Below are 23,856 nucleotides of genomic sequence, written 5' to 3'. Positions count from 1 at the left end.
GGGTCAGCCGCGGGCGTCGAGATGCGGGGTGGGGCACTCTCCCCCGGCATCCGTCGCCCGCTCGAAGTGCCAGCGTTCGTTCGCGTAGGTCTGGCACAGTCCCCACTCGCGTCCGTGGTCGGCGAGCCAGAGCTGCGCGTCGAGCGGGCCGATGTCGACGGCGTGACCGGTGACGTGACTCGAGACCTCGGGCGCGGCGACGTACTGCTCCGCGATCTCCCGGCTCCCGTACGTGCGGATGGCATCGGTCAGGAGCCACCGCTGGTAGGCGTCGCTGCGCCACCCGCTCGTGACGTCGAACGTGATCCCGTCCGCCGAGGCGGCGGCCTGCGCCGCCCGCAGCGCGTCCCGCAGTGCGGGGTCGAGCCGGGTCATCGCGGGGTGGTCGTGGTCGTCGACGGTCAGCGGAGCGTCGGCGTCGATCACCCCGTCGTCCGCGGTCGGCGGCGCCGCCGCTCCCGCCAGGATGCGCGCCGTGAAGCCCGACATCGTCGTCGACGCCGCGAGGAAGAGCACCGCGGCGAGGACCACGATCGCCAGGCCGCACCCGGCGAGCAGGGCGATCCGACGTCGACGGAGGTGACGGGCGAGAAGGGATGCCGAGGTACTCACGCCCCCAGTCGAGTCCGGGCCGCGTTGCCAGCGCGTATCCGGGCGAGGATATGCCGGCGATACGCCTCAGTCCCGCGACACCGCGCGGAGGCGGACGTCGTGGACGACGCCGCCGGCGAGCGTGGCGGTCATGAGGGTGCAGTCGGGCTGGCGGCGCCGGTCGGTCGGCGACCCCGGATTGAGGAGGCGGAGCCCGCCCGGCGTCACCGTGTCCCACGGGATGTGGCTGTGCCCGAACACGAGGAGACCCACGTCCGGGAAGGTGGCATCCATCCGTTTCTCGCGACCCGCGGCCGGACCGGTCTCGTGGATCACCGCGATGCGGACCCCGTCGATCTCGGCGCGGGCGACCTCGGGCAGTCGCGCGCGGAGAGCCGCTCCGTCGTTGTTGCCCCACACGCCCAGCACCGGCGCGAGAGCGCTAAGGCCGTCGAGAACGTCGACATCCACCCAGTCGCCGGCGTGGACGATCAGATCGACCTCGGCCGCCGTGAGCAGGAGCTCGCGGGGCAGGTGCCGCGCCCGCTTCGGAACGTGGGTGTCGGCCACGAGGAGCACGCGGGTCGCCATCCCGCCACGCTACATACACTCGCGATACATCGGCGCGCCTACGATGACGGGATGCGCGTGCTGATCGTCGAGGACGAGCCCTTCCTCGCCGAAGCGATCCGCGACGGACTGCGGCTCGAGGCGATCGCCGCCGACATCGCCGGGGACGGCGACACCGCCCTGGAGCGCCTGAGCCACACCGGCTACGACGTGGTCGTCCTGGACCGCGACATCCCGGGCCCGAACGGCGACGAGATCGCCCGGCACCTCTCCGGGCAGCCCGGCGCGCCGCGGGTGCTCATGCTCACCGCCGCCGATCGCCTGGACGACAAGGTCACCGGCTTCGCGAGCGGCGCGGACGACTACCTGACCAAGCCGTTCGTGCTGCGGGAACTGGTGCTGCGCCTGCGGGCGCTCGAGCGCCGCCGCACGGCCGCGACGCCTCCGGTCCTCGAGCAGCACGGCATCCGTCTGGATCCGTTCCGCCGCGAGGTCTTCCGCGACGGTCACTACGTCGCGCTCACCCGCAAGCAGTTCGCCGTCCTGGAGGTGCTCATGACCGCCGCCGGCGGGGTCGTCAGCGCCGAGGCTCTCCTCGAGCGGGCGTGGGACGAGAACGCCGACCCCTTCACCAATGCGGTGCGCATCACGATCTCCACGCTGCGCAAGCGCCTCGGCGAACCCTGGCTCATCCAGACGGTCGCGGGCGTCGGGTATCGCATGGGGCCCGCGGATGCGTGAGCGTCCGCCAGGTCTGTCCGTCCGGGTGAAGCTCACGCTCAGCTACGCGGTCTTCGTCGTGCTCGTCGGCATCGCGGTCTTCACGCTCGGGTTCCTCGTCCTGCGCTTCCTCCCCGACGGCAACCTCTTCGCCGACAGCGGCGAGTTCACTCCCGCCCGGCGCGACCTCATCGCGGCGTTCGTCCGTTACGCGTGGTGGACCGTCGCCGGCCTCGCGGTCGTGGGCCTCGGCGGCGGGTGGATCGTCGCCGGGATCATGCTGCGGCCGCTCACGCGGATCACGGATGCCGCGGGCGCGGTGCGCGACGGTGACCTCGGGCAGCGGGTCGACCTGCCCGGGCGTCGCGACGAGCTCACCGATCTGGCCGACACGCTCGACGCGATGATCGCGCGCCTGAGCGAGACCCTCGAGGAGCAGCAGCGGTTCGCGGCCAACGCGTCGCACGAACTGCGGACGCCGCTCGCGACGACGCGGACTCTGCTGGAAGTCGCGCGCGCCGACCCGGGCGGCGTCGACCTCGCCGTCCTCCTCCCCCGCCTCGAGGCCACGAACGAGCGCGCGATCCGCCTCACGGAGGCCCTGCTGACCCTCGCGCGCGTGGGGCGGCGCGGGGGCGTCGGCCCGGGACCGGTCGACGTCGCCGCCGTCGCCACGGCCGTGGTCGAGGAGGAGCGCGACGCGGAAGCGGGCGCCCACGTCGAGTTCGCGGTCACGACCTCGACGAGCGACCCGGTCGAGGGCGACGAGCTGCTCGTCCGCCAGGCCGTGGCGAACCTCGTTCGCAACTCCGTCGTGCACAACGTCCCGGGCGGGTGGGTGCGGGTGGACGTGCGCGGGACGGCGACCGCCGTCGTCGTCGAGGTCGAGAACTCCGGCCCGCTCCTGACGCGCGAGCTGGTGGCAACGCTGCCGGAACCCTTCGTCCGCGGTGCGGGCCGCGCCCGCGGATCCCGCGACGGCGCGGGGCTGGGACTCGCCATCGTCGTGTCGATCGCGCGGGCGCACGGCGGACTCCTCGAGCTGTGGCCGCGCGAGGACGGTGGGCTGCGGGCGCGCCTTCACCTCCCGCGTCGCGCCTCGTTCACAGCCGCGCGATGAGCCTCACGGCCAGGACGAGCACGGTGCCCACGAGCGCTCCCGCGGTGTTGGCGACGATGTCGGCGACGTCGGGGACACGACCGGGAATGACCGTCTGAGCGATCTCGACGGCGCACGAGATCGCGAACCCCACCCCCACGGATGCCGGCACCCAGCGCAGCGGGAGCAGCGCGGCGATCGCGGCCCCCAGCGGGACGAAGATCACGATGTTCAGCGCTCGATCCGCGTCGCCGCCGAGCAGGAAGTCGGCCCACCGCGTCGGCAGGAGCGCGACGGCTTCGAGTGCCCACGAGCGCGCGGGCCAGGCCCACGACCGCGGGGCCAGGGTGAGCCCGGCGACCGCGGCGACGGCGAAGGTGGCGGCGAGAATGCGACCGACGGTGAACGTCGGAGCGGGACGGGCGGACATCTGGCCTCCAAGGATCGGAAGACTCCATCGGATCGCGCGCGACGTTGTCCCACCGTCTGCACGAACCGATACGTCCGCGATACACGGCGGCCGGGCGGGCGACCCGCGGGTGCGAGGATGGAGCGTGACGATCCGCCGCGCAGCCTTCCTCGCCCTGCTCCTCGATGTCGTGCTCGTGGTGGTGTTCGCCGCCATCGGGCGGGCGACCCACGACGGCGGCATCCTCGGCCCGGGCGGATCGGGCCTCGCCACGACCGCGTGGCCCTTCCTCGCGGGGCTCCTGCTCGGCTGGGTCGTGAGCCTCGGCTGGCGGCGTCCCGCCGCGCCGCTCCGGACCGGACTGCCCGTGTGGGCCGTCACGCTCGTCGCCGGAATGCTGCTCCGGGCGCTGAGCGGTCAGGGCGTCGCGGTGGCGTTCGTCATCGTCGCGGGAATCACCCTGCTGCTGTTCCTCGTCGGGTGGCGCGCGATCGCGGCGCTCGTCGCGCGCCTGCGGGTCAGTCGATCAGCGTGACGTCGACCTGGATCTCCGCCGCGAGACCCTGAAGGTCCTCCACCAGCTCGTCGACCCGGCCGCCCTCGGGCAGCGTCGCGGTGACCGACGCCTCGAACAGGCGACCGCCCGCCATCGCGGCATCCGTCGTCTCGGTCGACATGCGCGCGATGCTGGCGCCGCGGGCGTTCAGCGCCCCGGTGATCTCCCGCACGATCCCCGGACGGTCGTTGCCCATCACCGTCAACGCGACGGTGCGGGCCGGGTTCGTCGCCACGGGCGCCGGACCGTGCACCGTGACGCGCAGCGTGCCGGCCGCGGCTTCGAGCGCGGCCCGGAGGTCGTCGGCGCGATCGGGCGCCACCGACACCTCGACGATTCCGGCGAACGCGCCGGCCAGTTCCGCGAGCTCGCTCGTCTCCCAGTTGCCGCCGTGCGCGTCGACGATGTCGGCGAGGGATGCCACGAGCCCGGCGCGGTCGTCGCCCACCACGGTGATCACGAGAGTCATCATGCTCGAAAGCGTAGCCACCGGGCCGCTGGTAGCGTGAGGGCTGGACCGGCGAGAGGGGGCACGGAATGATCGCGTCCTTCCTCAGCGCACTGAACCTCCTGCTCGTCGCCGCGGAGCTCGCGCTCGTCCCCGATGGCGGGTCGTCGCCCGCTCCGCTGCTGGCCCTCGCGCTGGCGGCCGCGGTCGTGCTCACCGTCGCGATCGCCGTGGTAGTGTTCCGGCTCCTGTCCGGCTCCCCGCCGGTCGCGGCGACGCGCCCCATCGACCCCTCCGCTCCGCTCGCACAGAGCGATCCCGACGCCGCCGGCCACCCGCGCCCGCGAGCTCCCGGACGCGCGGCCGCGGCCGCGTAGCACGCCCCCGCGCCCTCGACGGCGCCGCGGTGGCCTCCCTTCGTGGCCGATCACGCCCTGATCGCTTCCACGAACGGACACTTCCTTGGATTTCTTCGCCCTGCCGCCGCTCGCGGCCCTGCTCGACCTGACCACCCAGGGCCTCCTGGCTCTTACGTCCTTCCTCACCCCGCTCGCGGGTGCCGCGGCGGCCGCGCTCGCCGTGGTGCTCGTGACCCTCGTCGTCCGCGCCGTGCTCATCCCCGTCGGGGTGTCGCAGGCCCGCGCGGAACGCGACCGCGCGCGGCTCGCCCCGCGCTTGCGCGTGCTGCGCGAACGCTGGGGCAAGAACCCCGAACGCCTCCAGCGCGAAACCATGCAGCTGTACCGGGACGCGGGCGTCTCCCCGTTCGCGGGATGCCTCCCCGTCCTGGCGCAAGCGCCCGTCGTCGGGCTGCTCTACGCCGTGTTCCTGCATCCGACGGTGGCGGGACACGCCAACGCCCTGCTCACGCAGCAACTCGCCGGCGTCCCGCTCGGCACGAGCCTCCTCGCCGCCGTCACCGGAGGGGGCGCGGATGCCACGACCGTGCTGCTCCTCGGGATCCTCGTCGCCGTGATCGCCGGTGCGGGCGAACTCACGCGCCGCTTCCTGCGCCCGCCGTTCGATCCGGCGACCCCGCGCGCCGTCGTCGTGATGACGGCGGTCCTGCCCTTCACCACCGCGGTCGTCGCGCTGTTCGTCCCGCTCGCCGCGGGGCTCTACCTCGCGGTGACGACGCTGTGGACGTTCGGGCAGCGCTTGGTCCTGCGGCGGATCTATCCGATCGACGACGGGCGGGCGGCATCCCACCGGCCCGCGTGAACGAGGTTGACCGCGGCCATGGCGAGCACGATCAGTGCCGCCCCCGCGGGGAACAGCATCGCCGTCTCGACCGACACGCGCTCGGCGACGGCACCGGTGACCGCGGACGACAGCGCCTGCGCGAGGGTCAGCGCCGAGGCGAGCACCGTCATCGTCGTGGCGGTGCGCCCGGCCGGGGCTCGGTGTCCCGCGAGGCTGAACAGCGTCACGAGCGACGGGCCCACACCGACGCCCATGAGGCACAGCACCGCCGTCACGGTGACGACCGACCCGCCGACCGAGTACGCCCCCGCCGAGGCGAAGAGCAGGATCGCGAACGTCACGAGCCGCCACCGCAGCGAGAACCGAGCGGGGAGCACCGCGACCGCGAGCGCGAGCACCGCCGAACCGACGCCCATCACGCCGTACAGCAGGGCGCCGGCCTCGGCGGCTCCCCGCGCTTCCATGAACGCGGTGAGCGAGGTGAGCGTCGAGCCGAAGAACGCGCCCACGCCGATGACAGCCACGACGAGCATGAGGATCCGCGGCCGGAGCAGTTCGCGCGCGGGTGCCATCGCCCCGCGCTCGGCCGCGACGGGTACCACGCGACCCGTCGGGTGCAGCGCGAAGGCCGTGACGAAGATGAGGCTGAGGACCGCGGCGGCGACGATCGGCGCCCACGGCGCGAGAACCGCCGCGAGCACACCCACGACGAACGGGCCGACGACGAACGCGGTCTCGTCGGCCGCGGACTCGTAGGCCATGGCGCGAGAGAACGTGCGCTCCCGGCGGTCGGGGGCGACCCGGTCGCCGATCAACGCCATGACGCGGCTCCGCGACATCGCCGCCGTCTGCGGACCCGTGAGGCCGATCGCCACCGCGGCGGCGAGCACGAAGCCGTCGCCGATCGGCGAGCCCACGACGACCGGGAAGAGAGCGAGCAGGATGCCGTTGGCCAGGCCCGTGGGAACGAGCACGCGCGACTGCCCGAACCGGTCGGCGAGGTCGCCCAGGATCGGCCCCGCCACGACGACGCCGATACCGACGGCGGCCGACGTGAGTCCGCCGAGCGCGACGGAACCGCGCACCGCGACGACGAGCGCCAGCACGCCGACCGTCATCATCGCGAACGGGAGTCGCGCGACGAACGCGACGGGGAAGAACCAGAACCCCGTGTGGTGGATCAGCGAGCGGTGCGCGACGGTCGGGGCAGGGTGGTGCATGAGGATCTCCGGGGCAGGGGGCGGTGCCGCCTTGCCGGTCCGGTAGGTAGATGCACGAGGTGCGACGGGCGAACCCGCCCCTTCATTCTACAGAAGCGCCGCGCGAGCGGCTCAGGAGACGATCGCCGCGATCGCGGCGATCACCGACGCGAGCGCGAGCACGAGGGCGATCGCGATGAGCACCGTGTGCACGATGAGGAACGGGGTCGGCTTGCCCGCGGCATCCCGCGCCCGGGGGTCCTTCGCGATCCGCGGGTAGAACCGGGGCCACACGACCGCGTTGAAGACGGCGTTGGCGAAGAGCAGGACGATGAGCAGCGGTTCCACCCTCCGAGCCTACGCGGGGGTTCAGGTCGCGCAGGCGATGCACCGTCGCGCCGTCGGCCGCGCCTCCAGGCGTGCCTCCGCGATGGGACGGCCGCACACCTCGCACACCCCGAAGGTCCCGGATGCCACGCGCTCCCGCGCCGCGCGGATCTCGTCCCGCTCCGCGCGCGCTTCGCGGGCCAGAGCGTCGACGTGCGCCCACTCCCCCGACAGCGTCGACCCCTCGGGGTCGTGCTCGTCGTCGGCCGTGGCATCCGCCCGATCGTGCCGCAGGCTGTCGGCATCGGCGGTCAGGTGCCGGAGACGCCGCTCGACGGCCCGGTCGAGCTCGTCGAGGAGCGCGGTGGCTCGGGTGGCATCCATCCCCCGACGGTAGCGCGGGGCTCCGACACCGGGGCGGGGCTGGATCGGGGGCGGGTGGACCGCCACGATCGTTCCATGGCTGACCTCACCAAGCACTGGACCCCGCTGTCGATCGCGTTCCTCGTGCTGTCGTTGCTCGGACTCGTCGGAACCTGGACCTTCAACGTCCTGGCCGTGGTGCAGATGGCGGATTTCCTCGGCGACCTCGTGACCAGCGGCCCGGCGGTGTCGTCGATCACCGTCGACCTGCTCGTCGTGGCGGTGGCCGGAAGCATCTTCCTACTCGTGGAGGCTCGGCGCCTCGGCATGCGGCACGCGTGGCTGTACGTCGTGCTGTCCGGGCTGACCGCGTTCGCCTTCACGTTCCCGCTGTTCCTCGCGATGCGCGAACGGAGGCTGACGGCCCGGGCCCGCGCGAGTGCGTGAGCCCGGGCCGGACCGGGGTCAGCGGCCGAGCGCGGCGCGCAGACCGTCGACCAGCGGCGTGGTCGGGTGGCCGATGACGCGGGCGAGGGTGCCGTCGGTCTGCGACAGCGCGCCGCGGGCGATCGCGTCGTCGATGCCGGCGACGAACGCCGCGGTCCCGGCATCCAGGCCCGCCTGCTGCAGGCCCGCGGTCAGCTGCTCGAGCGTCACCGACTGGTAGACGACCTCGCGCCCGAGCACCTCGGAAGCCGCAGCGGCGAGCTCGTCGTACGTCCACGTCACGTCGCCCGCGAGCTCGAGCGTCTGGCCCGCCAGGTCGTCGGTCGTCAGGGCGACGGCGGCGGCTTCGGCGTAGTCGCGACGGTTCGCGCTGGCGACCCGTCCCTCCCCGGCCGCGGCGACGATGACGCCGGACTCCGCCGCACGCGAGACGGCGTCGAGGTAGTTCTCGGTGTACCAGTTGTTGCGGAGGATCGTGGCGGTCATTCCCGACTCGGCGATCGCGCGCTCCGTCGCGAGGTGATCCGCGCCCAGGGCGTACTCGACCTCGTCGACGCGCGGCGCGCTGGTGTAGACGAGACGCTCGACGCCCGCGGCCCGCGCGGCCTCGACGACGTTGCGGTGGCCGGTGGCGCGGTCGGGGTCGGTGCCCGAGATGAGCAGGACGCGCGTGACGCCCTCGAGCCCGGCGGTCAGGGTCTCGGGCCAGGAGTAGTCGAACTCGACCACGCGGATGCCGCGGGCGGCGACGTCGTCGGCCTTGGCGGGGGTGCGGACGCCGGCGACGATGTCGGATGCCGGGACCCCGCGCTCGATCAGAGCGTCGAGGACGTGGCGTCCGAGGTGGCCGTTGGCGGCGGAGACGAGGAGGGTCATGGTGTGTCCTTTCGGTCGGTACGCCCAAACCAACGCGCCCGTTCGAGACACATTCCGGAATGTCGGTACCCACTTTGGAGTTAGGTACTGGCGTGATGGTGAGTCTTGCGGAAATGCGGGCCGAGCGGCCGGGAACGTTTTCGGACGGATGCCCGACCCGGACGGTTCTCGACCATGTGATGGGCAAATGGGGCGTGCTCGTCCTCGTCGCGCTGTCCGACGGGACGCAGCGCTGGGGCGAACTCCGCCGGAACATCTCCGGGATCAGTGAGAAGATGCTCGCGAGCACCCTGAAGACGCTGGAGACCGACGGCCTCGTCCGGCGCACGGCCTACCCCGAGGTGCCACCGCGGGTCGAGTACGCCCTGACCGACCTCGGAGCCGACCTCATGACGCATGTGCTTCCGCTCATGGCGTGGGTCGCCGATCATGCCGCCACGATGGTGGAGCGACCGGCCTGAACGTCACCGCGCCCTACGCTCGTTTCATGCGCCTCCCGCTGCGACTCCCGCGTGAAAGCCTGAGTTTCCGCGCCCCGCGCCGGGGGCCGTTCCTGCAGGTGGCCAAGACGGCGGTCGCGATGATCGCGGCCTGGGTCGTGGCCGACCTCCTCGTGCCGGGCCCACCCCCGATCTTCGCCGCGATCGCCGCGGTGCTCGTGGTCCAGCCCAGCATCAACCAGTCGTTCACGCGCGCGGTCGAGCGCAGCGTCGGCGTGATCGTCGGCGTCGTGATCGCCTCGGTGCTCGGCATCCTCCTCGGCTCGCCGACGTGGGTCATCCTGCTCGCGGGCGCGGTGTCGCTCGTCGTGGCGTGGGCGCTGCGCATGTCGCCCGGCGCGACGAACCAGGTCGCGATCAGCGCGGTGCTGGTCCTGGCCCTCGGAACGGCGACCCCGAACTACGCCCTCGACCGCGTCCTCGAGACGGTGATCGGCGCGATCATCGGCATCCTGGTGAACACCGCCCTCGTCCCGCCCGTGCTCGTGCCCGATGCCCGGTCCAAGGTCGACATCCTGGGCCGCGAACTCGCGGCGGCGCTCGAGCGTCTCGCCGACGCCCTCGAGACGCCGCAGACGCGCGAGGCCCTCGAGGGGCTCCTGCTCGAGGCGCGCCTGCTCCGGCCGGTTCGGGATGCCGCGGCCGACGCGATACGCGACGGCGCCGACTCGCTGTCCCTCAACCCCCGCAGCTCGCGTCACCGCGCCGACCTCGCCGAAATGCAGGCGCGGCTCGATCGCTTCACCCCCGTCGTCACGCAGACCGTCGGGATGACCCGCGCGGTGTACGACGGGTACACGTCCTCGATCGTCGAGGACCCGTCGGTGCGCGCGATCGCCGAGCAGCTGCACCGCGCCGCCCACGACGTGCGTCTCGATTTCCACCTCGAGCCCGACACCGAGCGTGCCGCGGTCACCGAGGAACCCGCGCTGACGCGCCCGCTCCAGATCCGCACGCCGTCGGCCGAGCACTGGGTGCTCATCGGCTCGCTGCTGATGGATCTCCATCGCATCCACGAGACGCTGAGCGAAGATCCCGCGTGAACCCGACGCCGACGACCCTCGCCCGCCGCAGCGCTGGTTGACTGGTCGGCATGGGTACCGCGATGTTCCCGTTGGGAGCCGTTCTCTTCCCGCACACGCCCCTCGCGTTGAGGATCTTCGAGGAGCGCTACCTCGTGATGCTCGGCATGCTGCTGGACGAAGTGGACCCGGAGTTCGGTGTCGTGCTCATCGAGCGCGGTGTCGAGACCGGCGGCGGAGACCAGCGCTTCGCCCTTGGGACGATGGCGCGGCTCAGCCACGTCGTGCCGCAGGCCGGCCAGATGTCGATCGTCGCACGGGGTGCCGAGCGATTCGAGATCGTCGAATGGCTCGACGACGCCCCGTATCCGCGGGCCGAGGTGCGGCCCCTTCCCGAGCTGGAGTGGAACGAGGCGTTGGAGCCCCTGCTCGACGAGGCCGAAGGCGTGGTCCGGCGGGTCCTCGGTCGCGCGCGGGAGTACGGCACCACCCGCTGGGACCCCGAAGTCGAGCTGTCGGACGACCCCCTCGAACGCGCCTGGCAGGTGGCGGCCATCGCGCCGCTGGGCGAACTCGACCAGATGGAGCTGCTGCGCTCGGCCACGATGGGCGGGCTGCTGCGCGCGACGATCGACCTCACGCTCGCCGCCGAACCGCTGCTCGGAGACCCCATTCCCGACGGCGTCATCGTGGTCGTGGACGATCCCGATGACAACGCCGAGGACGACTGAGCCGTCCTGACCTCAGGACTCGGGGTCGGCGTCGAGCTCCGGATCGGCCACGAGCGCCTCGGGGATGAGCGTGTCGCCCGAGCCGAAGCGGATGAACCGGCCGATCGTCGCCGACTGCACGAGGGTCGCGGCGATCACCGCGGCGACGTCCGCGCGCCCGACCTCGCCCTTGCCCTGTGGCGCGGTCGTGATGCGCCCCGTCGGTGGGTCGAGCGTGAGCGTCCCGGGACCGAGGATCGTCCAATCGAGGTCGCTCGCGCGCAGGTGGTCGTCGGCCGCGAGTTTGGCGTCGGCATACGCGAAGAACGGATCGTCTTTTGGGATGCCGTGATCCGGTGTCGACCCGATCCACGAGACCATCACGAATCGACGAATGCCGGCCTTCGCCGCCGCGTCCACCGCGCGCTGCGCGGCATCCCGGTCGACCGCGTACGTGCGTTCGGCCGATCCCCCGCCCGCGCCGGCCGACCACACCACCGCGTCGGCGCCGTCGAAGGCGTCCGCGAGCGCGTCGACGTCCGCCTTCTCGACGTCGAGGACGAGCGGGTGCCCGCCCGCGGCCTCCACGTCGGCCCGATGGTCCGGGTTGCGGACGATCGAGACCGCCTCGTCCCCGCGCTCCGCCAGGAGACCCGCGAGGTGCAGCGCGACCTTGCCGTGCCCTCCGATGATCACGATGCGTTCCATGTCACTGACCTCCGACCTTCTCGACCGACATCTTCAGGATCACGCGGTTCGCGCGATCCGGCGGCGGCTGCTGTCCCGCGTTGCCATAGCGCTGACCGAGGCGGACGTAGAACGCCCCCTCGGGATCGGGGACCTCGTCCACCAGCCGTCCCCGCACTTCGATGTAGCGGTACGGCTGGTCGGGGTCGAAGACCATGAAGCTCATCGACGGATTCGCCTGCAGGTTGCGGTACTTCTGCCGGGTCGTCGTGTGCGTGAAGAGCACGTGCTCGCCGTCGAACTCGAACCACATCGGGTTGACCTGGACCGTGCCATCGGGACGGACGGTGCCCAGCGCACCGTAGTTCGGGTTCTCGAGCAGGTCGCGAAGCGCATCGGGGATCATGCGTGTCCTCTCGTCGGGTGTTGCTTCGCGAGCCTACGCACCCCCTCCGACACGCCCTCGGGGCTTGACGCGTCAACCGACGTCGCCGTCGACGTACACCCAGCGCCCGCCCCGGCGGACGAACCGGCTCCGCTCCGCCAGCACGCCCCGCTCCGCGCCGCGCCGCCAGGACGCGCGGAACGTCACCGTCGCGGCATCGCCGTCCTCTCCCGCCTCCTCGACGACGAGCCCCTCCCACACCGTGCCGTCGTCGAGGTCGACCTCGTCAGGGCGGGTCCGTGGATGCCACGTCCGCGCGAGGTGGTTCGCGTCGCCGAGCGCGAACGCGGTGTACCGCGACCGCATGAGCCGTTCCGCCGACGGCGCGGCGGCACCGTCGAGGAGCGGCCCGCAGCACTCGCCGAACGCCGCGCGCCCGCACGGGCACGGCGCCGAGGCCGCCGGTCGAGGGGATCGCACGCCGAAGGACATTCCGTCACTCTAGGTTCCCCGACGGCATCACTACCCTGAGCACATGGCATCCCGTCCGGAAAAGCTGCTCCTCCTCGACACCGCGTCGCTCTATTTCCGCGCCTTCTACGGCGTGCCCGACAAGGTCAAGGCCGACGACGGCACGTCCGTCAACGCCGTGCGGGGACTGCTCGACATCATCGCGAAGCTCGTGACCACGTACGAGCCGACGCGGCTCGTCGCCTGCTGGGACGACGACTGGCGCCCGGGTTGGCGCGTCGACCTCCTCCCCACCTACAAGGCTCATCGGGTCGTCGAGGCAGTGGACGGCGCGCCGGACGTCGAGGAGGTGCCGGAGGCGCTGACGGCGCAGATCCCGCTGATCCGCGAAACTCTGGAGACGCTCGGCCTCGCGATCATCGGGGCGCCCGAGCACGAGGCCGATGACGTGATCGGAACCCTCGCCACACGCGCGGACGTGCCCGTCGACATCGTCACCGGCGACCGCGATCTCTTCCAGCTCGTCGACGACGACCGTGGCATCCGCGTGATCTATACGGCTCGGGGAATGAGCAACCTCGAGATCATCGACGACGCGGCCGTCCAGGCCCGCTACGGCATCCGTGCGGCGCAGTACGCCGATTTCGCGGCGCTGCGCGGCGACCCGTCCGACGGCCTCCCGGGTGTGCCGGGCATCGGCGAGAAGTCCGCGGCTGCGCTCCTGACTGCGGGCGGCGACCTCGCCGGCATCCGGGCCGCCGCGGCGGAGAGCACGGTGGGCTCCCCCGCGCAGCGGGCCAAGATCCTGGCCGCCGCGGACTACCTCGACGTCGCGCCGACCGTCGTCCGGGTCGTGCGCGACCTCGACCTCGCGCCCGCCGACGACTGCATCGCCGTGGACGACGCCCGCGCGGAGGCCGCCACCGAGCTCGCCACGCGCTGGAACCTCGGTACGTCGATGACCCGGGCACTGGCCGCGCTGCGCGCCTGACCTCAGCGCTCGCGCGCGAGCCACTCCCGCAGCCGCGGAAGCGGCCATGTCGTGATGATCCGCTCGGCGGGTACACCGGCCGCTTCCGCGCGCGCCGCCCCATGGTCGAGCAGCGAGAGCTGCCCGGGCGCGTGCGCGTCGGAGTCGATCGAGAACAGGCATCCCTCCGCGAGGGCCAGCGCGAGAAGGTCGTCCGGCGGATCCTGACGCTCCGGCCGCGAATTGATCTCGACCGCGACCCCCGACGCCGCGCACGCGGCGAACACCGCCCGCGCATCGAACTCGGACGGTGGACGCGTTCCCCGCGCGCCCTCGACGAGCCGCCCCGTGACGTGACCGAGCACGTCCACCCGCGGATCACCCGCGGCTGCCACGAGCCGCCGCGTCATCGCCGGCGCCTCCATGCGCAGCTTCGAATGGACGGATGCCACGACCACATCGAGTTCGCGCAGGAGCGCGTCCTCCTGGTCGAGATCACCGTCGTCGAGGATGTCGACCTCGATGCCCGTCAGCAGGGTGAACGCGTCGTCGGAGAATCCGCGGACGACCTCGATCTGAGAGCGGAGCCGCTCGGGTGACAGACCGTTCGCGACGGTCAGACGCGGTGAGTGGTCGGTGAGGGCGAGGTACTCGTGACCGAGCCGCCGCGCGGCCTCCACCATCGGCTCGATCGGCGTCAGACCGTCGGACCAGTCGCTGTGGCTGTGGAGGTCGCCGCGGAGCGCGGCCCGCAGCGCTCCCCCGCCGCCGAGGCCCGCCTCCGCCCGGAGCGTCGCCAACCGTTCCGGCACACCGCCGTCGAGCGCCTCGCGGATCACCGCGTAGGTCGAATCCCCGATGCCCGGACGCCGTCGCAGTCCCGGGTCGCGCAGTTCTTCGTCGCTCAGCCCCTCGATGGCCGCAGCCGCCGTGCGGAACGCCTTCGACTTGTAGCGCGACGACCTCTCCCGCTCGAGCAGGTACGCGATCTCGGTGAGCGCGTCGAGCGGGTGCACGCTCAGCCCGCCAGGTCCTGCGTCGCCGCGACCCAGTCGTCGAGCTTGGCCAGCGCGCGTCCGTCGTCCACGGCCGCCGCCGCGTCGGACATCGCCTCCGCGAGACGCTCCAGGATCGGACGCTGCACCTCACCGGCATCCTGGAACAGCCGGTACGAGACGATTCCGGCCGCGGCGTTCAGCAGCACGATGTCGCGCACGGGGCCGGTCTCGCCGGCGAGCGTGCGCCGCACGACGGCGGCGTTGTGATCGGGCGTGCCACCGAGCAGGTCGTCGATGTCGGCGAGCGGGATGCCGAGATCCCGGGGATCCAGATTGTGCTCGTGCACGTCTCCCCGGCTGATCTCCCACACGCGGCTGTGTCCGGTGGTGGTCAGTTCGTCGAGACCGTCGTCCCCACGGAACACGAGCGCGGTCGCGCCACGCGTGCGGAAGACGCCCGTGATCAACGGCACCCGGTCGAGGTGTGCGACGCCGACCGCGTTGGCCTCGGCGCGCGCCGGGTTGCAGAGCGGACCGAGGAAGTTGAACACCGTCGGCACGCCCAACTCGGCCCGCGTCGCCGCGGCATGGCGGAAGCCGGGGTGGAAAGCGGCGGCGAACGCGAACGTGATCCCCGTGCGATCAAGCGTCTCCGCGACCGCTTGCGGGTCGAGCGTCAGCGCGATCCCCAGCGACGACAACACGTCGGAGGATCCGGATGCCGAGCTCGCGGCGCGGTTGCCGTGCTTGACGACCGGGACTCCGGATGCCGCCGCCACCACGGCCGCCATCGTCGAGACGTTCACCGTTCCGTACCGGTCTCCGCCGGTACCGACGATGTCGAGCACCTCCGCGCGAACCGGCAGCGGGACCGCGGCCTCGAGGATCGCGTCGCGGAACCCGATGATCTCCTCGACGGTCTCGCCCTTGGCGCGCAGCGCGATGAGGAATCCCGCCAGCTGCGAGGGGGTCGCCTCGCCCGCCATGACACGGCGCATGGCCCACGTCGACTCCGACACGCTGAGGTCGTGATCCTGCAGCAGCGAGGTGAGCAGATCGGGCCAGGTGAAGCGTTCCGCCATGCCACGATCCTTCCATATCCGGCGTGTCGCGCCGTGTCGTCCGCGGCCCCGCGGGAACCCGTTCCGCACCGGGGATTCCTTGTGGTTTCTAAGGCTTCCCTAAGTCTCGATGATGGAATATCTCAGGCGGGCGGTGGGAATATCGCTGCGCAGGATCGCGCATAATGGGATGGTGACGACACCAGCGACGTATTCCCAGGCCGTGCGCGCCGTGAAGCGACCCGATCCGGTCGCCGTCGGCACCATCGTGTGGCTGGGCAGCGAGGTCATGTTCTTCGCCGGCCTGTTCGCGATCTACTTCACTCTGCGCAGCACGTCCGCGCCCCTCTGGGCCGAAGAGACGCAGCTGCTCAACGTCCCCTTCGCCGGCGTGAACACGTTCATCCTCGTGATGTCGTCGGTCACGTGTCAGATGGGCGTCTTCGCCGCCGAGCGGTACCAGCCGTACACGGTCAAGACCAACAGCTTCTGGCAGCGCTGGGGCATGGTGGAGTGGTTCTACCTCACCTTCATCCTCGGCGCGGTCTTCGTGTCGGGTCAGGTGTGGGAGTACGCGACCCTGGTGACCGAGGGCATGCCCATCAGCGCCAACCCCTACGCTTCGGCCTTCTACCTGACCACCGGCTTCCACGCCCTGCACGTGACGGGTGGCCTCATCGCCTTCCTCCTCGTCATCGGCCGCGCCTACGCCGTGAAGAACTTCGGTCGCAAAGAGATGACCACGTCGATCGTCGTGTCCTACTACTGGCACTTCGTCGACGTCGTCTGGATCGCGCTGTTCTTCGTCATCTACTTCCTGAAGTAAGAGAGCTGTACCCACATGGCACGAGAGAAGAAGCCGCGTCGCTCCAACGGACGCCGTAGCCCCCTGGCCGCCGCCGCGCTGATCGGCATCGGTCTGCTGCTCACGGGCGGCATCTACGCCGGTGCGTCGGCGGCAATGGCAGCCACCGATACGCCCACGAGCGCCTCGAACTCGGCCAGCACGGTCGACGAGGGCAAAAAGCTCTTCCAGGCGAACTGCGCCACCTGCCACGGCCTCGACCTCCAGGGCAGCCAGCAGGGTCCGTCCCTGTTCGGTGTCGGCGAGCTCGCCGTGCACTTCCAGGTGTCGACAGGCCGCATGCCTTTGCAGGCACAGGGCCCGCAGGCTCCGCAGAAGCCGGTGCAGTTCACCGACGAGCAGATCAATGCGATCGCCGCCTACGTCCAGTCCGCGGCTCCCGGCCCGACCTACCCGTCCGACGAGATCGTCGACGGTCAGGGTGACGTCTCGCACGGTGCCGAGCTGTTCCGCATCAACTGCGCCATGTGCCACAACGTGGCCGGTGCCGGTGGCGCACTCACCGAGGGCAAGTGGGCCCCCGACCTGCACTCGGTCACCCCGGTCAACATGTACGCGGCGATGGTCACGGGCCCGCAGAACATGCCGGTCTTCAACGACCTCAACCTCACGCCCGAAGACAAGCGCGACGTCATCTCGTACCTGATGTTCCTTCAGAAGTCCGAGTCCCCCGGCGGCTACGCTCTCGGATCGCTCGGTCCGGTCTCGGAGGGTCTGTTCATCTGGATCTTCGGCATCGGAGCGCTCATCGCGCTCACCGTGTGGATCACGGCGAAGTCCAACTGATCGTCGTCATCGACATTACGTAAACGTACGAGGAGCACCATGGCACACGAGGAAGACGCACTCGAGCACGAGAGGGCTTCATGGAAGCCCGGCTCCGGGCTCGCCGTCGCGGTTCCCGACCCCGTGCAGAACCCCGGCCTCCCGGGGCACCGCCAGCGGATGACCGACCAGGACCCGCAGGCGATGAAGCGTGCGGTGCGCACGGTCTACACGCTGTTCTACTTCTCGGTCGCCGCAAGCATCTGGGCGAGCATCGCCTACATGATCTTCCCGATCGAGTCGGGCGCGCTGATCGACATCCGCTACAACAACCTCTTCATCGGTCTGGGCATCGCGTTCGCGCTGCTCGCGATCGGTATCGGTGCGATCCACTGGTCCAAGGCCGTGATGTCCGACAAGGAGCACATCGAGGACCGTCACGCCACGCGTGGCCGCGACACCACCCGCGAGGGTGCGGTCAACGTCTTCGTCGAGGCCGAAAAGGACTCCGGCTTCGGGCGTCGCGAGATCATCCGCAACTCGTTGTTCGCGGCCCTGCTGGCCTCGGTCATCCCCGGCATCACGCTGTTCCGTGGTCTGGCTCCTCAGGATGCCGACCCGGTCAAGCTCCTCAGCCACACTATGTGGAAGAGCGGAATGCGTCTCGCGCACGACCCGTCCGGTCGCCCGATCCGCGCTGCGGATGTCACGCTCGGCTCGGCCTTCCACGTCATCCCCGAAGAGCTCGCCGGCGTCGGTCACGACGAGGGCTACCTCGAGGAGAAGGCGAAGGCGATCGTGCTGCTCATGCGTCTGCAGCCCGACCAGCTGAACCCCGAGACCAACCGCATGGACTGGACGTACGACGGCATCGTCGCGTACTCCAAGGTGTGCACGCACGTCGGTTGCCCCGTGGCCCTGTACGAGCAGCAGACCCACCATCTCCTGTGCCCCTGCCACCAGTCGCAGTTCGACGTCGCCAACGGCGCGGCCGTCATCTTCGGCCCGGCAGCCCGTCCCCTGCCGCAGCTCCCCATCACGGTCGACGCCGAGGGCTACCTCGTCGCGCAGAGTGACTTCGAAGAGCCCGTCGGCCCCAGCTTCTGGGAGCGCTCATGAGCACCGCCACCCACCCCACGGAGAACGTGACCACCGAACCGGCGGTCTACTCGGGACCCCCGAAGGCCGACCTCAACGGCAAGCCGCTCGGTGGCCGATTCGTCGGTGCTGCGGCGAACTACCTCGACGAGCGCACGAGTATCTCGGGCATCGTCAAGGAGCTCGGCCGCAAGATCTTCCCCGACCACTGGTCGTTCATGCTCGGCGAGATCGCGCTGTGGAGCTTCGTCGTCGTGCTCCTGTCCGGCACGTTCCTGACGTTCTTCTTCCAGGCCTCGATGGTCGAGACGCATTACAACGGTGCGTACGAGCCGATGCGCGGTATCGCGATGTCGGCGGCCATGGAGTCGGCCCTGCACATCTCGTTCGACCTTCGCGGTGGCCTGCTGGTCCGCCAGATCCACCACTGGGCCGCGCTGGTCTTCGTGGCCGGCATCGGCGTCCACATGCTGCGCGTGTTCTTCACGGGTGCGTTCCGCAAGCCGCGCGAGCTGAACTGGGTCGTCGGCTTCATCCTCTTCATCCTCGCGATGGCCGAGGGCTTCACCGGGTACTCGCTCCCCGACGATCTGCTCTCGGGTAACGGTCTCCGCATCATCGACGGCATGATCAAGGGCCTCCCGCTGATCGGCACCTGGACCTCCTTCCTTCTCTTCGGTGGGGAGTTCCCGGGCACCGCGATCGTCGGGCGCCTGTACACGCTGCACATCCTGCTGCTCCCGGCGATCCTCGTCGCGCTCCTGGCCGTGCACCTCATGCTGATGATCATCAACAAGCACACGCAGTTCGCCGGCCCGGCCCGCACGAACAGCAACGTCGTGGGCTACCCGATACTCCCGGTCTACGCGTCCAAGATGGGCGGCTTCTTCTTCATCACGTTCGGTGTCATCGTCCTGATCGCCGCACTCGTGACGATCAACCCCATCTGGAACTACGGCCCGTACGACCCGTCCCCGGTGTCGGCCGGTACCCAGCCCGACTGGTACATCGGCTTCGCCGACGGCATGCTCCGTCTGATCCCGCCGCACCTCGAGTTCGTGCTCTGGGGCCACACCTGGTCGTGGAACATCATCATCCCCGTGGGTGTGCTCGGCCTGTTCATCGTCGTCGTCCTGATCTACCCCTTCATCGAGGCGTGGATCACGGGTGACAAGCGTGAGCACCACATCGCTCAGCGTCCCCGCAACGCCGCCACCCGCACGGCGATCGGTGCCGCGGGTGTCACGTTCTACGCGGTGATGTGGGCGGCGGCGTCGTCCGACATCGTGGCCACGCACTTCAAGCTCACGATGGAGGGTGTCATCCACACGCTCCAGGTCCTCCTGATCGTGGGGCCGATCATCGCCTACTTCGTCACGAAGCGCATCTGCATCGCGCTCCAGAAGAAGGACCGCGAGATCGCTCTGCACGGGTACGAGTCCGGCCGCATCGTCCGCCTCCCCGGTGGCGAGTACATCGAGGTGCACCAGCCCGTCGACGAGTACGAGCGCTGGAAGCTGGTCGACAACGAGACGTACGAGCCGCTCGTCGTGCGACCGAACGCCAAGGGCCAGATCTCGGCTCTCCAGAACTTCCGCGCCTCCGTGTCGCGCTGGTTCTTCGAGGACCGTCTCACCCCGCTCACCCAGGCGGAGCTGGATGCCGCTGTGGCGCACCAGCACCACGAGCTCGACCACATCGACCACGAAGAGGCCGACGAGATCGCCGGCGCCGACGCTCGGGCCGACGCCGAGGGGCGTCCGCACAACGCCGTCGGTGAGCGCGTCGAGGTCGAGTTCCCGACCCCCAAGGGTCTGCGCGACGACAACCGCTCCGAGAGCGACAAGAGCGAGTAACGTTCGCCTCGACAAGAGCCCCGGTGCCGCACGGCACCGGGGCTCTTTCGTGCTCGCGTCGTGCTGATCGCCGACCTGGCAGGATGCCGTGGGTCCGTGGCATCCCTCCCTCTCCCCCGCGCACGTCCGAGGGCCTAGCGTGAACGCATGACCGACGCACAGACCTACTTCGCCACCCGGCTCGCCATCGAGACCGACCCGTCCGACGTGTATGCCGCGCAGCGCGCCGGCGACGAGTTCGTGCTGGTCGACGTCCGTGGCGACGATGCGTGGAGCCAGGGCCGCATCACCGGCGCCATCCACATGCCGTACCGGCAGATCGCCGACCGCGCGCCCCGCGAGCTCGACCGCGACGTGCCGATCGTCGTCTACTGCTGGAGCCCCGGCTGCAATGCGGGTCAAAAGGGCGCGCTCGAGTTCGCTCGGCTGGGCTACCAGGTGCGAGAGATGATCGGCGGGTACGAGTACTGGGTGCGTGAGGGTCAGCCGTACGAGAACGACCAAGGACCGCTGAAGCGGGTGTTCGATCCGACGGTCATGGTCGTTCGTAGCCACGCAGAGGTGTAAGGCCGCGCGCCATAGCTCGATGGACGCCCTCAGAGAAGTACTGGGCGTTCGAACCCCACGTTCTCCAAGAGACGCACCCTAGCGGCCGCCAGAGTGGCCGTGGAAGGGTCCCGCTGTCAGGCGGTCTCGACGTCCTCGGTGAACCAGCGGGCAGCGGAGCCGAAGAACACCGGCTCCGTCTCGGAGGCGTCGTCGTCGACGACGTCGCATACGACGACCGTCACGTTGTCACGCGTGCCGGCCTCGAGCGCCAACGCGACCGCCGAAGCCGCCGCGGCCTGCGGACCCTCCGCCTCGGCGATGAGGCGCGCGACGTCGGCTTCGGGAACGTAGTCGGTCAGGCCGTCACTGCACAGGACCCAGCGGTCGCCGACCCGCAACGGATGTGCGGCGACGGAGACGACGTCGCCCTCCGAGCCACCGAGCGACGCCGTGATGATGTTGCGTCGGGGGTGAGCCGCCGCCGCCTCGGCAGAGATGATGCCGTGGTCGACGAGCGCCTGAACGTAGGAGTCGTCGCGCGTCTGCCGCGCGAACACGCTGTCGCGAAGGAGGTAGGCGCGCGAGTCTCCCGCGTGGGCGAGCAGGAGTTCCGGACCGACGCCGAGGAAGACACCGGTGAACGTGGTGGCCATGCCCTCGAGAGCCGGGTCGCGCTCCACGTGGGCTCGGATGTCCCAGTTCGCCTCGCGGATCCGCACCAGCAGGCCGTCCGCGTCGAGACCCGAGCCGCGGGTGGCGACCAGTCGGTGGACGAGCGCCGCGGAGGCCAGGTCTCCCGAGGGGCCTCCCCCGACGCCGTCTGCGACCGCCGCACCCCAGGACGCCGCGAAGGCGGCGTCCTGGTTGGTGGGACGGTGCGCGCCGGCGTCCGAGACGGCGGCGGTGTTCAACCGAAGGGGCACGAGATCAGCGCGCGAAGTACCCGCGGTAGTACTCGTAGACCCAGCCGGTGATGGCGATCACGAAGATCGCGAGGGCCACCGGGACGAGCCAGCTGCCGACCGCGAGGCCGATGACCGCGATCGCGGCCGAGCCGGCGAGCACGATGGGCCACCACGACCACGGGCTGAACTCGCCCATCTCGGGGTCGCCGTCATCGATGTCCGCCGTCAGCGAGTCTTCCGGCAGTTCGCCGCGCTGAGCCTTGACCACGCGTCCGATGTAGAACGCGATCATCGAGGACATCAGACCGAGGAAGACGAGGGCGATCGTTCCGACCCACTCGACGCCACCGTGCTGGATGAGGCTCCAGAACGTGTACACGGCAGCGATGAAGAAACCGAAGACTGCGAGCAGCCACCAGAGTCCGACATTGGTACGCATGGGTTACTTGACCTCTCCAGCGGCCGCGTCGACGACGGGCGCGTCGGGGGCGTCCTTTGCCGGCCCCACACCGACCGGGATACCGGCCTCGGGGTGGTTCAGGTCGAACGCGGGACGCTCACTGCGGATACGCGGGATGGACGTGAAGTTGTGACGCGGCGGCGGGCACGAGGTCGCCCACTCGAGCGAGGCACCGTAACCCCACGGGTCGTCCACGGTCACACGCGGAGCCTTGCGGGCCGTGATCCAGACGTTGAGCAGGAACGGGATCATCGAGGCGCCGAGGATCATGGATCCGATCGTAGAGAGCTGGTTGCCCCACGTGAATCCGTCCGCGGCGGCGTAGTCGGCGTACCGGCGGACCATGCCGTCGACACCCAGCCAGTGCTGGATCAGGAACGTCATGTGGAAGCCGATGAACAGCATCCAGAAGTGCACCATGCCGAGACGCTCGTTCAGCATCTTGCCCGTCCACTTCGGCCACCAGAAGTAGAAGCCGGCGAACATCGCGAAGACGACCGTGCCGAACACCACGTAGTGGAAGTGGGCGACGACGAAGTACGAGTCCGACAGGTGGAAGTCGAGCGGCGGCGACGCGAGGATCACGCCGGTCAGACCACCGAAGACGAAGGACACCAGGAAGCCGAGCGCGAAGACCATCGGCGTCTCGAACGTCACCGAACCGCGCCAGAGCGTACCGATCCAGTTGAAGATCTTCACGCCGGTCGGCACCGCGATGAGCATCGTCATGAGCGCGAAGAACGGCAGGAGCACGCCGCCCGTGACGTACATGTGGTGGGCCCACACGGCGACCGACAGGGCCGCGATCGCGATCGTGGCGTAGACGAGCGTCTTGTACCCGAAGATCGGCTTGCGGCTGAACACGGGGAAGATCTCGGACACGATGCCGAAGAACGGCAGCGCGATGATGTACACCTCGGGGTGACCGAAGAACCAGAACAGGTGCTGCCACAGCAGCACGCCACCGTTCTCCGGGTTGTAGATCTGGGCGCCCAGCACGCGGTCGGCGGCGGCGGCGAAGATGGCCGCGGCGAGGACCGGGAAGGCGAGCAGGATCAGGATGCTCGTGATGAGCGTGTTCCACGAGAAGATCGGCATCCGCCACATGGTCATGCCGGGCGCGCGCATGGTGAGGACCGTGGTGATGAAGTTGACCGCACCGAGGATCGTGCCGAAACCGCTGATGCCCAGACCGAGCATCCAGAGGTTTCCACCGACGCCCGGCGAGAAGCTCGCATTGGCCAGCGGTTGATACGCGAACCAACCGAACCCGGCCGCACCCTGCGGGGTGAGGAAGCCGGACACCGCGATCGTTGAGCCGAAGAGGAAGAGCCAGAACGCGAAGGCGTTCAGACGCGGAAACGCCACGTCGGGCGCACCGATCTGCAGCGGCAGCAGCGCGTTGGCGAAGCCCGCGAACAGCGGGGTCGCGAACATCAGCAGCATGATCGTGCCGTGCATCGTGAAGAGCTGGTTGTACTGCTCCTTCGTCGCCACGATCTGCATGCCGGGCTCGAAGAGCTCAGCGCGGATGATGAGCGCCATCACACCGCCGAGCATGAAGAAGAGCACCGACGAGATCAGGTACATGTACCCGATCGTCTTGTGGTCGGTGGAGGTGATCCACTTGACGACCAGGTTGCCCTTCTGTTCGACCCGGGTGCTGCTCAGCAGAGCGGCCTGCCGGGGCGGCAGCGTCGTGGGGCGCGAAGGACCCGTGCCCTGGAGCGGAAGCGTCGTGGCCAT

Annotated in this window: 31 protein-coding genes; 15 read left to right on the top strand and 16 right to left on the bottom strand. The window is 70.3% G+C overall.

The features are described from left to right. Positions 1-3: 3 nt before the first annotated feature. Positions 4-612: a M15 family metallopeptidase gene (locus AVW09_RS05330; protein WP_063257021.1), complete on the bottom strand. Its 609-nt coding sequence runs from the start codon at positions 610-612 to the stop codon at positions 4-6. A gap of 66 nt (positions 613-678) precedes the next feature. Next, positions 679-1,182, bottom strand: coding sequence for a metallophosphoesterase family protein (locus AVW09_RS05325; protein WP_063257020.1), 504 nt, complete (start codon positions 1,180-1,182; stop codon positions 679-681). A 51-nt stretch (positions 1,183-1,233) separates the two neighbouring features. Between AVW09_RS05325 and AVW09_RS05320 the strand changes: the two genes are divergently transcribed. Both AVW09_RS05320 and AVW09_RS05315 read left to right on the top strand, forming a co-directional pair. Further along, positions 1,234-1,902 (top strand): response regulator transcription factor, encoded by a 669-nt coding sequence (locus AVW09_RS05320; RefSeq protein ID WP_063257019.1) that lies wholly within the window; start codon positions 1,234-1,236, stop codon positions 1,900-1,902. Further along, complete coding sequence (locus AVW09_RS05315; RefSeq protein WP_063257018.1) at positions 1,895-3,001, top strand: sensor histidine kinase; 1,107 nt, start codon at positions 1,895-1,897, stop codon at positions 2,999-3,001. Before AVW09_RS05320 ends, AVW09_RS05315 begins: the two co-directional genes overlap by 8 nt. Here AVW09_RS05315 and AVW09_RS05310 read toward each other — a convergent pair. Then, entirely contained in the window at positions 2,985-3,410 is a 426-nt protein-coding gene (locus AVW09_RS05310) for a VanZ family protein (RefSeq protein WP_063257017.1), read from the bottom strand. The two genes, AVW09_RS05315 and AVW09_RS05310, sit on opposite strands and share 17 nt — an antisense overlap. 124 nt (positions 3,411-3,534) lie before the next feature. Between AVW09_RS05310 and AVW09_RS05305 the strand changes: the two genes are divergently transcribed. Further along, positions 3,535-3,924 (top strand): DUF3054 domain-containing protein, encoded by a 390-nt coding sequence (locus AVW09_RS05305; RefSeq protein ID WP_063257016.1) that lies wholly within the window; start codon positions 3,535-3,537, stop codon positions 3,922-3,924. On the opposite strand, the gene AVW09_RS05300 is transcribed toward AVW09_RS05305, so the two are convergent. Continuing rightward, on the bottom strand, positions 3,908-4,417 hold the full coding sequence (locus AVW09_RS05300) for a glycine cleavage system protein R (protein WP_063257015.1): 510 nt from the start codon (positions 4,415-4,417) through the stop codon (positions 3,908-3,910). The genes AVW09_RS05305 and AVW09_RS05300 overlap by 17 nt on opposite strands. Positions 4,418-4,482: 65 nt before the next feature. Here AVW09_RS05300 and AVW09_RS05295 point away from each other — a divergent pair, with 65 nt between their 5' ends. Together AVW09_RS05295 and AVW09_RS05290 are read left to right on the top strand one after the other, a co-directional pair. After that, complete coding sequence (locus AVW09_RS05295) at positions 4,483-4,770, top strand: DUF6412 domain-containing protein (protein WP_063257014.1); 288 nt, start codon at positions 4,483-4,485, stop codon at positions 4,768-4,770. Positions 4,771-4,855: 85 nt separating this feature from the next. Continuing rightward, entirely contained in the window at positions 4,856-5,614 is a 759-nt protein-coding gene (locus tag AVW09_RS05290) for a YidC/Oxa1 family membrane protein insertase (protein ID WP_063257013.1), read from the top strand. Here the strand turns inward: AVW09_RS05290 and AVW09_RS05285 are convergent. From AVW09_RS05285 to AVW09_RS05275, 3 genes are all read right to left on the bottom strand, one after another. Further along, a complete protein-coding gene (locus AVW09_RS05285; RefSeq protein ID WP_063257012.1) occupies positions 5,569-6,816 on the bottom strand; it encodes an MFS transporter in 1,248 nt (415 codons plus the stop codon). The two genes, AVW09_RS05290 and AVW09_RS05285, sit on opposite strands and share 46 nt — an antisense overlap. Positions 6,817-6,927: 111 nt before the next feature. Beyond that, complete coding sequence (locus AVW09_RS05280; RefSeq protein ID WP_063257011.1) at positions 6,928-7,143, bottom strand: SCO4848 family membrane protein; 216 nt, start codon at positions 7,141-7,143, stop codon at positions 6,928-6,930. A 21-nt stretch (positions 7,144-7,164) separates the two neighbouring features. Beyond that, a complete protein-coding gene (locus AVW09_RS05275; protein ID WP_063257010.1) occupies positions 7,165-7,506 on the bottom strand; it encodes a TraR/DksA family transcriptional regulator in 342 nt (113 codons plus the stop codon). A 75-nt stretch (positions 7,507-7,581) separates the two neighbouring features. On the opposite strand from AVW09_RS05275, the gene AVW09_RS05270 reads away from it, so the two are divergent. After that, complete coding sequence (locus AVW09_RS05270; protein ID WP_063257009.1) at positions 7,582-7,932, top strand: DUF2834 domain-containing protein; 351 nt, start codon at positions 7,582-7,584, stop codon at positions 7,930-7,932. A gap of 18 nt (positions 7,933-7,950) precedes the next feature. Here the strand turns inward: AVW09_RS05270 and AVW09_RS05265 are convergent, their stop codons facing one another. After that, positions 7,951-8,808 (bottom strand): SDR family oxidoreductase, encoded by an 858-nt coding sequence (locus AVW09_RS05265; protein ID WP_063257008.1) that lies wholly within the window; start codon positions 8,806-8,808, stop codon positions 7,951-7,953. 92 nt (positions 8,809-8,900) lie between these two features. Here AVW09_RS05265 and AVW09_RS05260 point away from each other — a divergent pair, with 92 nt between their 5' ends. Genes AVW09_RS05260 through AVW09_RS05250 form a run of 3 tightly spaced genes read left to right on the top strand, consistent with a single transcriptional unit; the run spans position 8,901 to position 11,061 of the window. Then, a complete protein-coding gene (locus AVW09_RS05260) occupies positions 8,901-9,269 on the top strand; it encodes a winged helix-turn-helix transcriptional regulator (RefSeq protein WP_063257007.1) in 369 nt (122 codons plus the stop codon). A gap of 26 nt (positions 9,270-9,295) precedes the next feature. Continuing rightward, on the top strand, positions 9,296-10,351 hold the full coding sequence (locus AVW09_RS05255) for an FUSC family protein (protein WP_197462565.1): 1,056 nt from the start codon (positions 9,296-9,298) through the stop codon (positions 10,349-10,351). Between the two features lie 50 nt (positions 10,352-10,401). Then, positions 10,402-11,061 carry an LON peptidase substrate-binding domain-containing protein gene (locus tag AVW09_RS05250; RefSeq protein WP_063257006.1) on the top strand — a complete coding sequence of 220 codons (660 nt, stop codon included), beginning with the start codon at positions 10,402-10,404 and terminating at the stop codon, positions 11,059-11,061. Positions 11,062-11,073: 12 nt separating this feature from the next. Here AVW09_RS05250 and AVW09_RS05245 read toward each other — a convergent pair whose 3' ends face one another. From AVW09_RS05245 to AVW09_RS05235, 3 genes are all read right to left on the bottom strand, one after another. After that, positions 11,074-11,748: an SDR family oxidoreductase gene (locus AVW09_RS05245; protein WP_063257005.1), complete on the bottom strand. Its 675-nt coding sequence runs from the start codon at positions 11,746-11,748 to the stop codon at positions 11,074-11,076. A 1-nt stretch (position 11,749) separates the two neighbouring features. Next, positions 11,750-12,133, bottom strand: a complete 384-nt coding sequence (locus AVW09_RS05240) for a PPOX class F420-dependent oxidoreductase (protein ID WP_063257004.1) — start codon at positions 12,131-12,133, stop codon at positions 11,750-11,752. A 72-nt stretch (positions 12,134-12,205) separates the two neighbouring features. Further along, entirely contained in the window at positions 12,206-12,604 is a 399-nt protein-coding gene (locus tag AVW09_RS05235) for a YchJ family protein (protein ID WP_082822826.1), read from the bottom strand. Between the two features lie 43 nt (positions 12,605-12,647). Here AVW09_RS05235 and AVW09_RS05230 point away from each other — a divergent pair, with 43 nt between their 5' ends. Beyond that, the gene (locus tag AVW09_RS05230; protein ID WP_063257002.1) at positions 12,648-13,574 is read left to right on the top strand and encodes a 5'-3' exonuclease; all 927 of its coding nucleotides are present in this window, start codon (positions 12,648-12,650) and stop codon (positions 13,572-13,574) included. A 2-nt stretch (positions 13,575-13,576) separates the two neighbouring features. Here the strand turns inward: AVW09_RS05230 and AVW09_RS05225 are convergent, their stop codons facing one another. Beyond that, positions 13,577-14,569, bottom strand: a complete 993-nt coding sequence (locus AVW09_RS05225; RefSeq protein ID WP_082822825.1) for a PHP domain-containing protein — start codon at positions 14,567-14,569, stop codon at positions 13,577-13,579. A 2-nt stretch (positions 14,570-14,571) separates the two neighbouring features. Next, entirely contained in the window at positions 14,572-15,633 is a 1,062-nt protein-coding gene (gene trpD, locus AVW09_RS05220; protein ID WP_063257000.1) for an anthranilate phosphoribosyltransferase, read from the bottom strand. A 169-nt stretch (positions 15,634-15,802) separates the two neighbouring features. On the opposite strand from trpD, the gene ctaE reads away from it, so the two are divergent. The 5 genes from ctaE (at position 15,803) to AVW09_RS05195 (ending at position 20,763) form a co-directional block, all read left to right on the top strand. Next, a complete protein-coding gene (gene ctaE, locus AVW09_RS05215; protein WP_063256999.1) occupies positions 15,803-16,438 on the top strand; it encodes an aa3-type cytochrome oxidase subunit III in 636 nt (211 codons plus the stop codon). A gap of 15 nt (positions 16,439-16,453) precedes the next feature. Beyond that, entirely contained in the window at positions 16,454-17,263 is an 810-nt protein-coding gene (gene qcrC / locus AVW09_RS05210) for a cytochrome bc1 complex diheme cytochrome c subunit (RefSeq protein ID WP_022878542.1), read from the top strand. A gap of 39 nt (positions 17,264-17,302) precedes the next feature. Further along, positions 17,303-18,361: a cytochrome bc1 complex Rieske iron-sulfur subunit gene (qcrA, locus tag AVW09_RS05205; RefSeq protein ID WP_063256998.1), complete on the top strand. Its 1,059-nt coding sequence runs from the start codon at positions 17,303-17,305 to the stop codon at positions 18,359-18,361. After that, positions 18,358-20,196 carry a cytochrome bc1 complex cytochrome b subunit gene (qcrB, locus tag AVW09_RS05200; protein ID WP_063256997.1) on the top strand — a complete coding sequence of 613 codons (1,839 nt, stop codon included), beginning with the start codon at positions 18,358-18,360 and terminating at the stop codon, positions 20,194-20,196. Before qcrA ends, qcrB begins: the two co-directional genes overlap by 4 nt. Before the next feature lie 147 nt (positions 20,197-20,343). Further along, positions 20,344-20,763, top strand: a complete 420-nt coding sequence (locus AVW09_RS05195; RefSeq protein WP_063256996.1) for a rhodanese-like domain-containing protein — start codon at positions 20,344-20,346, stop codon at positions 20,761-20,763. Positions 20,764-20,879: 116 nt separating this feature from the next. Here the strand turns inward: AVW09_RS05195 and AVW09_RS05190 are convergent, their stop codons facing one another. Genes AVW09_RS05190 through ctaD form a run of 3 tightly spaced genes read right to left on the bottom strand, consistent with a single transcriptional unit; the run spans position 20,880 to position 23,856 of the window. Beyond that, complete coding sequence (locus AVW09_RS05190; protein ID WP_063256995.1) at positions 20,880-21,668, bottom strand: PP2C family protein-serine/threonine phosphatase; 789 nt, start codon at positions 21,666-21,668, stop codon at positions 20,880-20,882. 4 nt (positions 21,669-21,672) lie between these two features. Further along, on the bottom strand, positions 21,673-22,089 hold the full coding sequence (locus AVW09_RS05185; protein WP_063256994.1) for a cytochrome c oxidase subunit 4: 417 nt from the start codon (positions 22,087-22,089) through the stop codon (positions 21,673-21,675). Positions 22,090-22,092: 3 nt separating this feature from the next. Continuing rightward, positions 22,093-23,856 carry an aa3-type cytochrome oxidase subunit I gene (gene ctaD, locus AVW09_RS05180; RefSeq protein WP_063257065.1) on the bottom strand — a complete coding sequence of 588 codons (1,764 nt, stop codon included), beginning with the start codon at positions 23,854-23,856 and terminating at the stop codon, positions 22,093-22,095.

The sequence above is a fragment of the Microbacterium sp. T32 genome (assembly GCF_001619615.1).
GTDB lineage: Bacteria > Actinomycetota > Actinomycetes > Actinomycetales > Microbacteriaceae > Microbacterium.
This window is presented reverse-complemented; position numbering and strand designations above follow the sequence as displayed.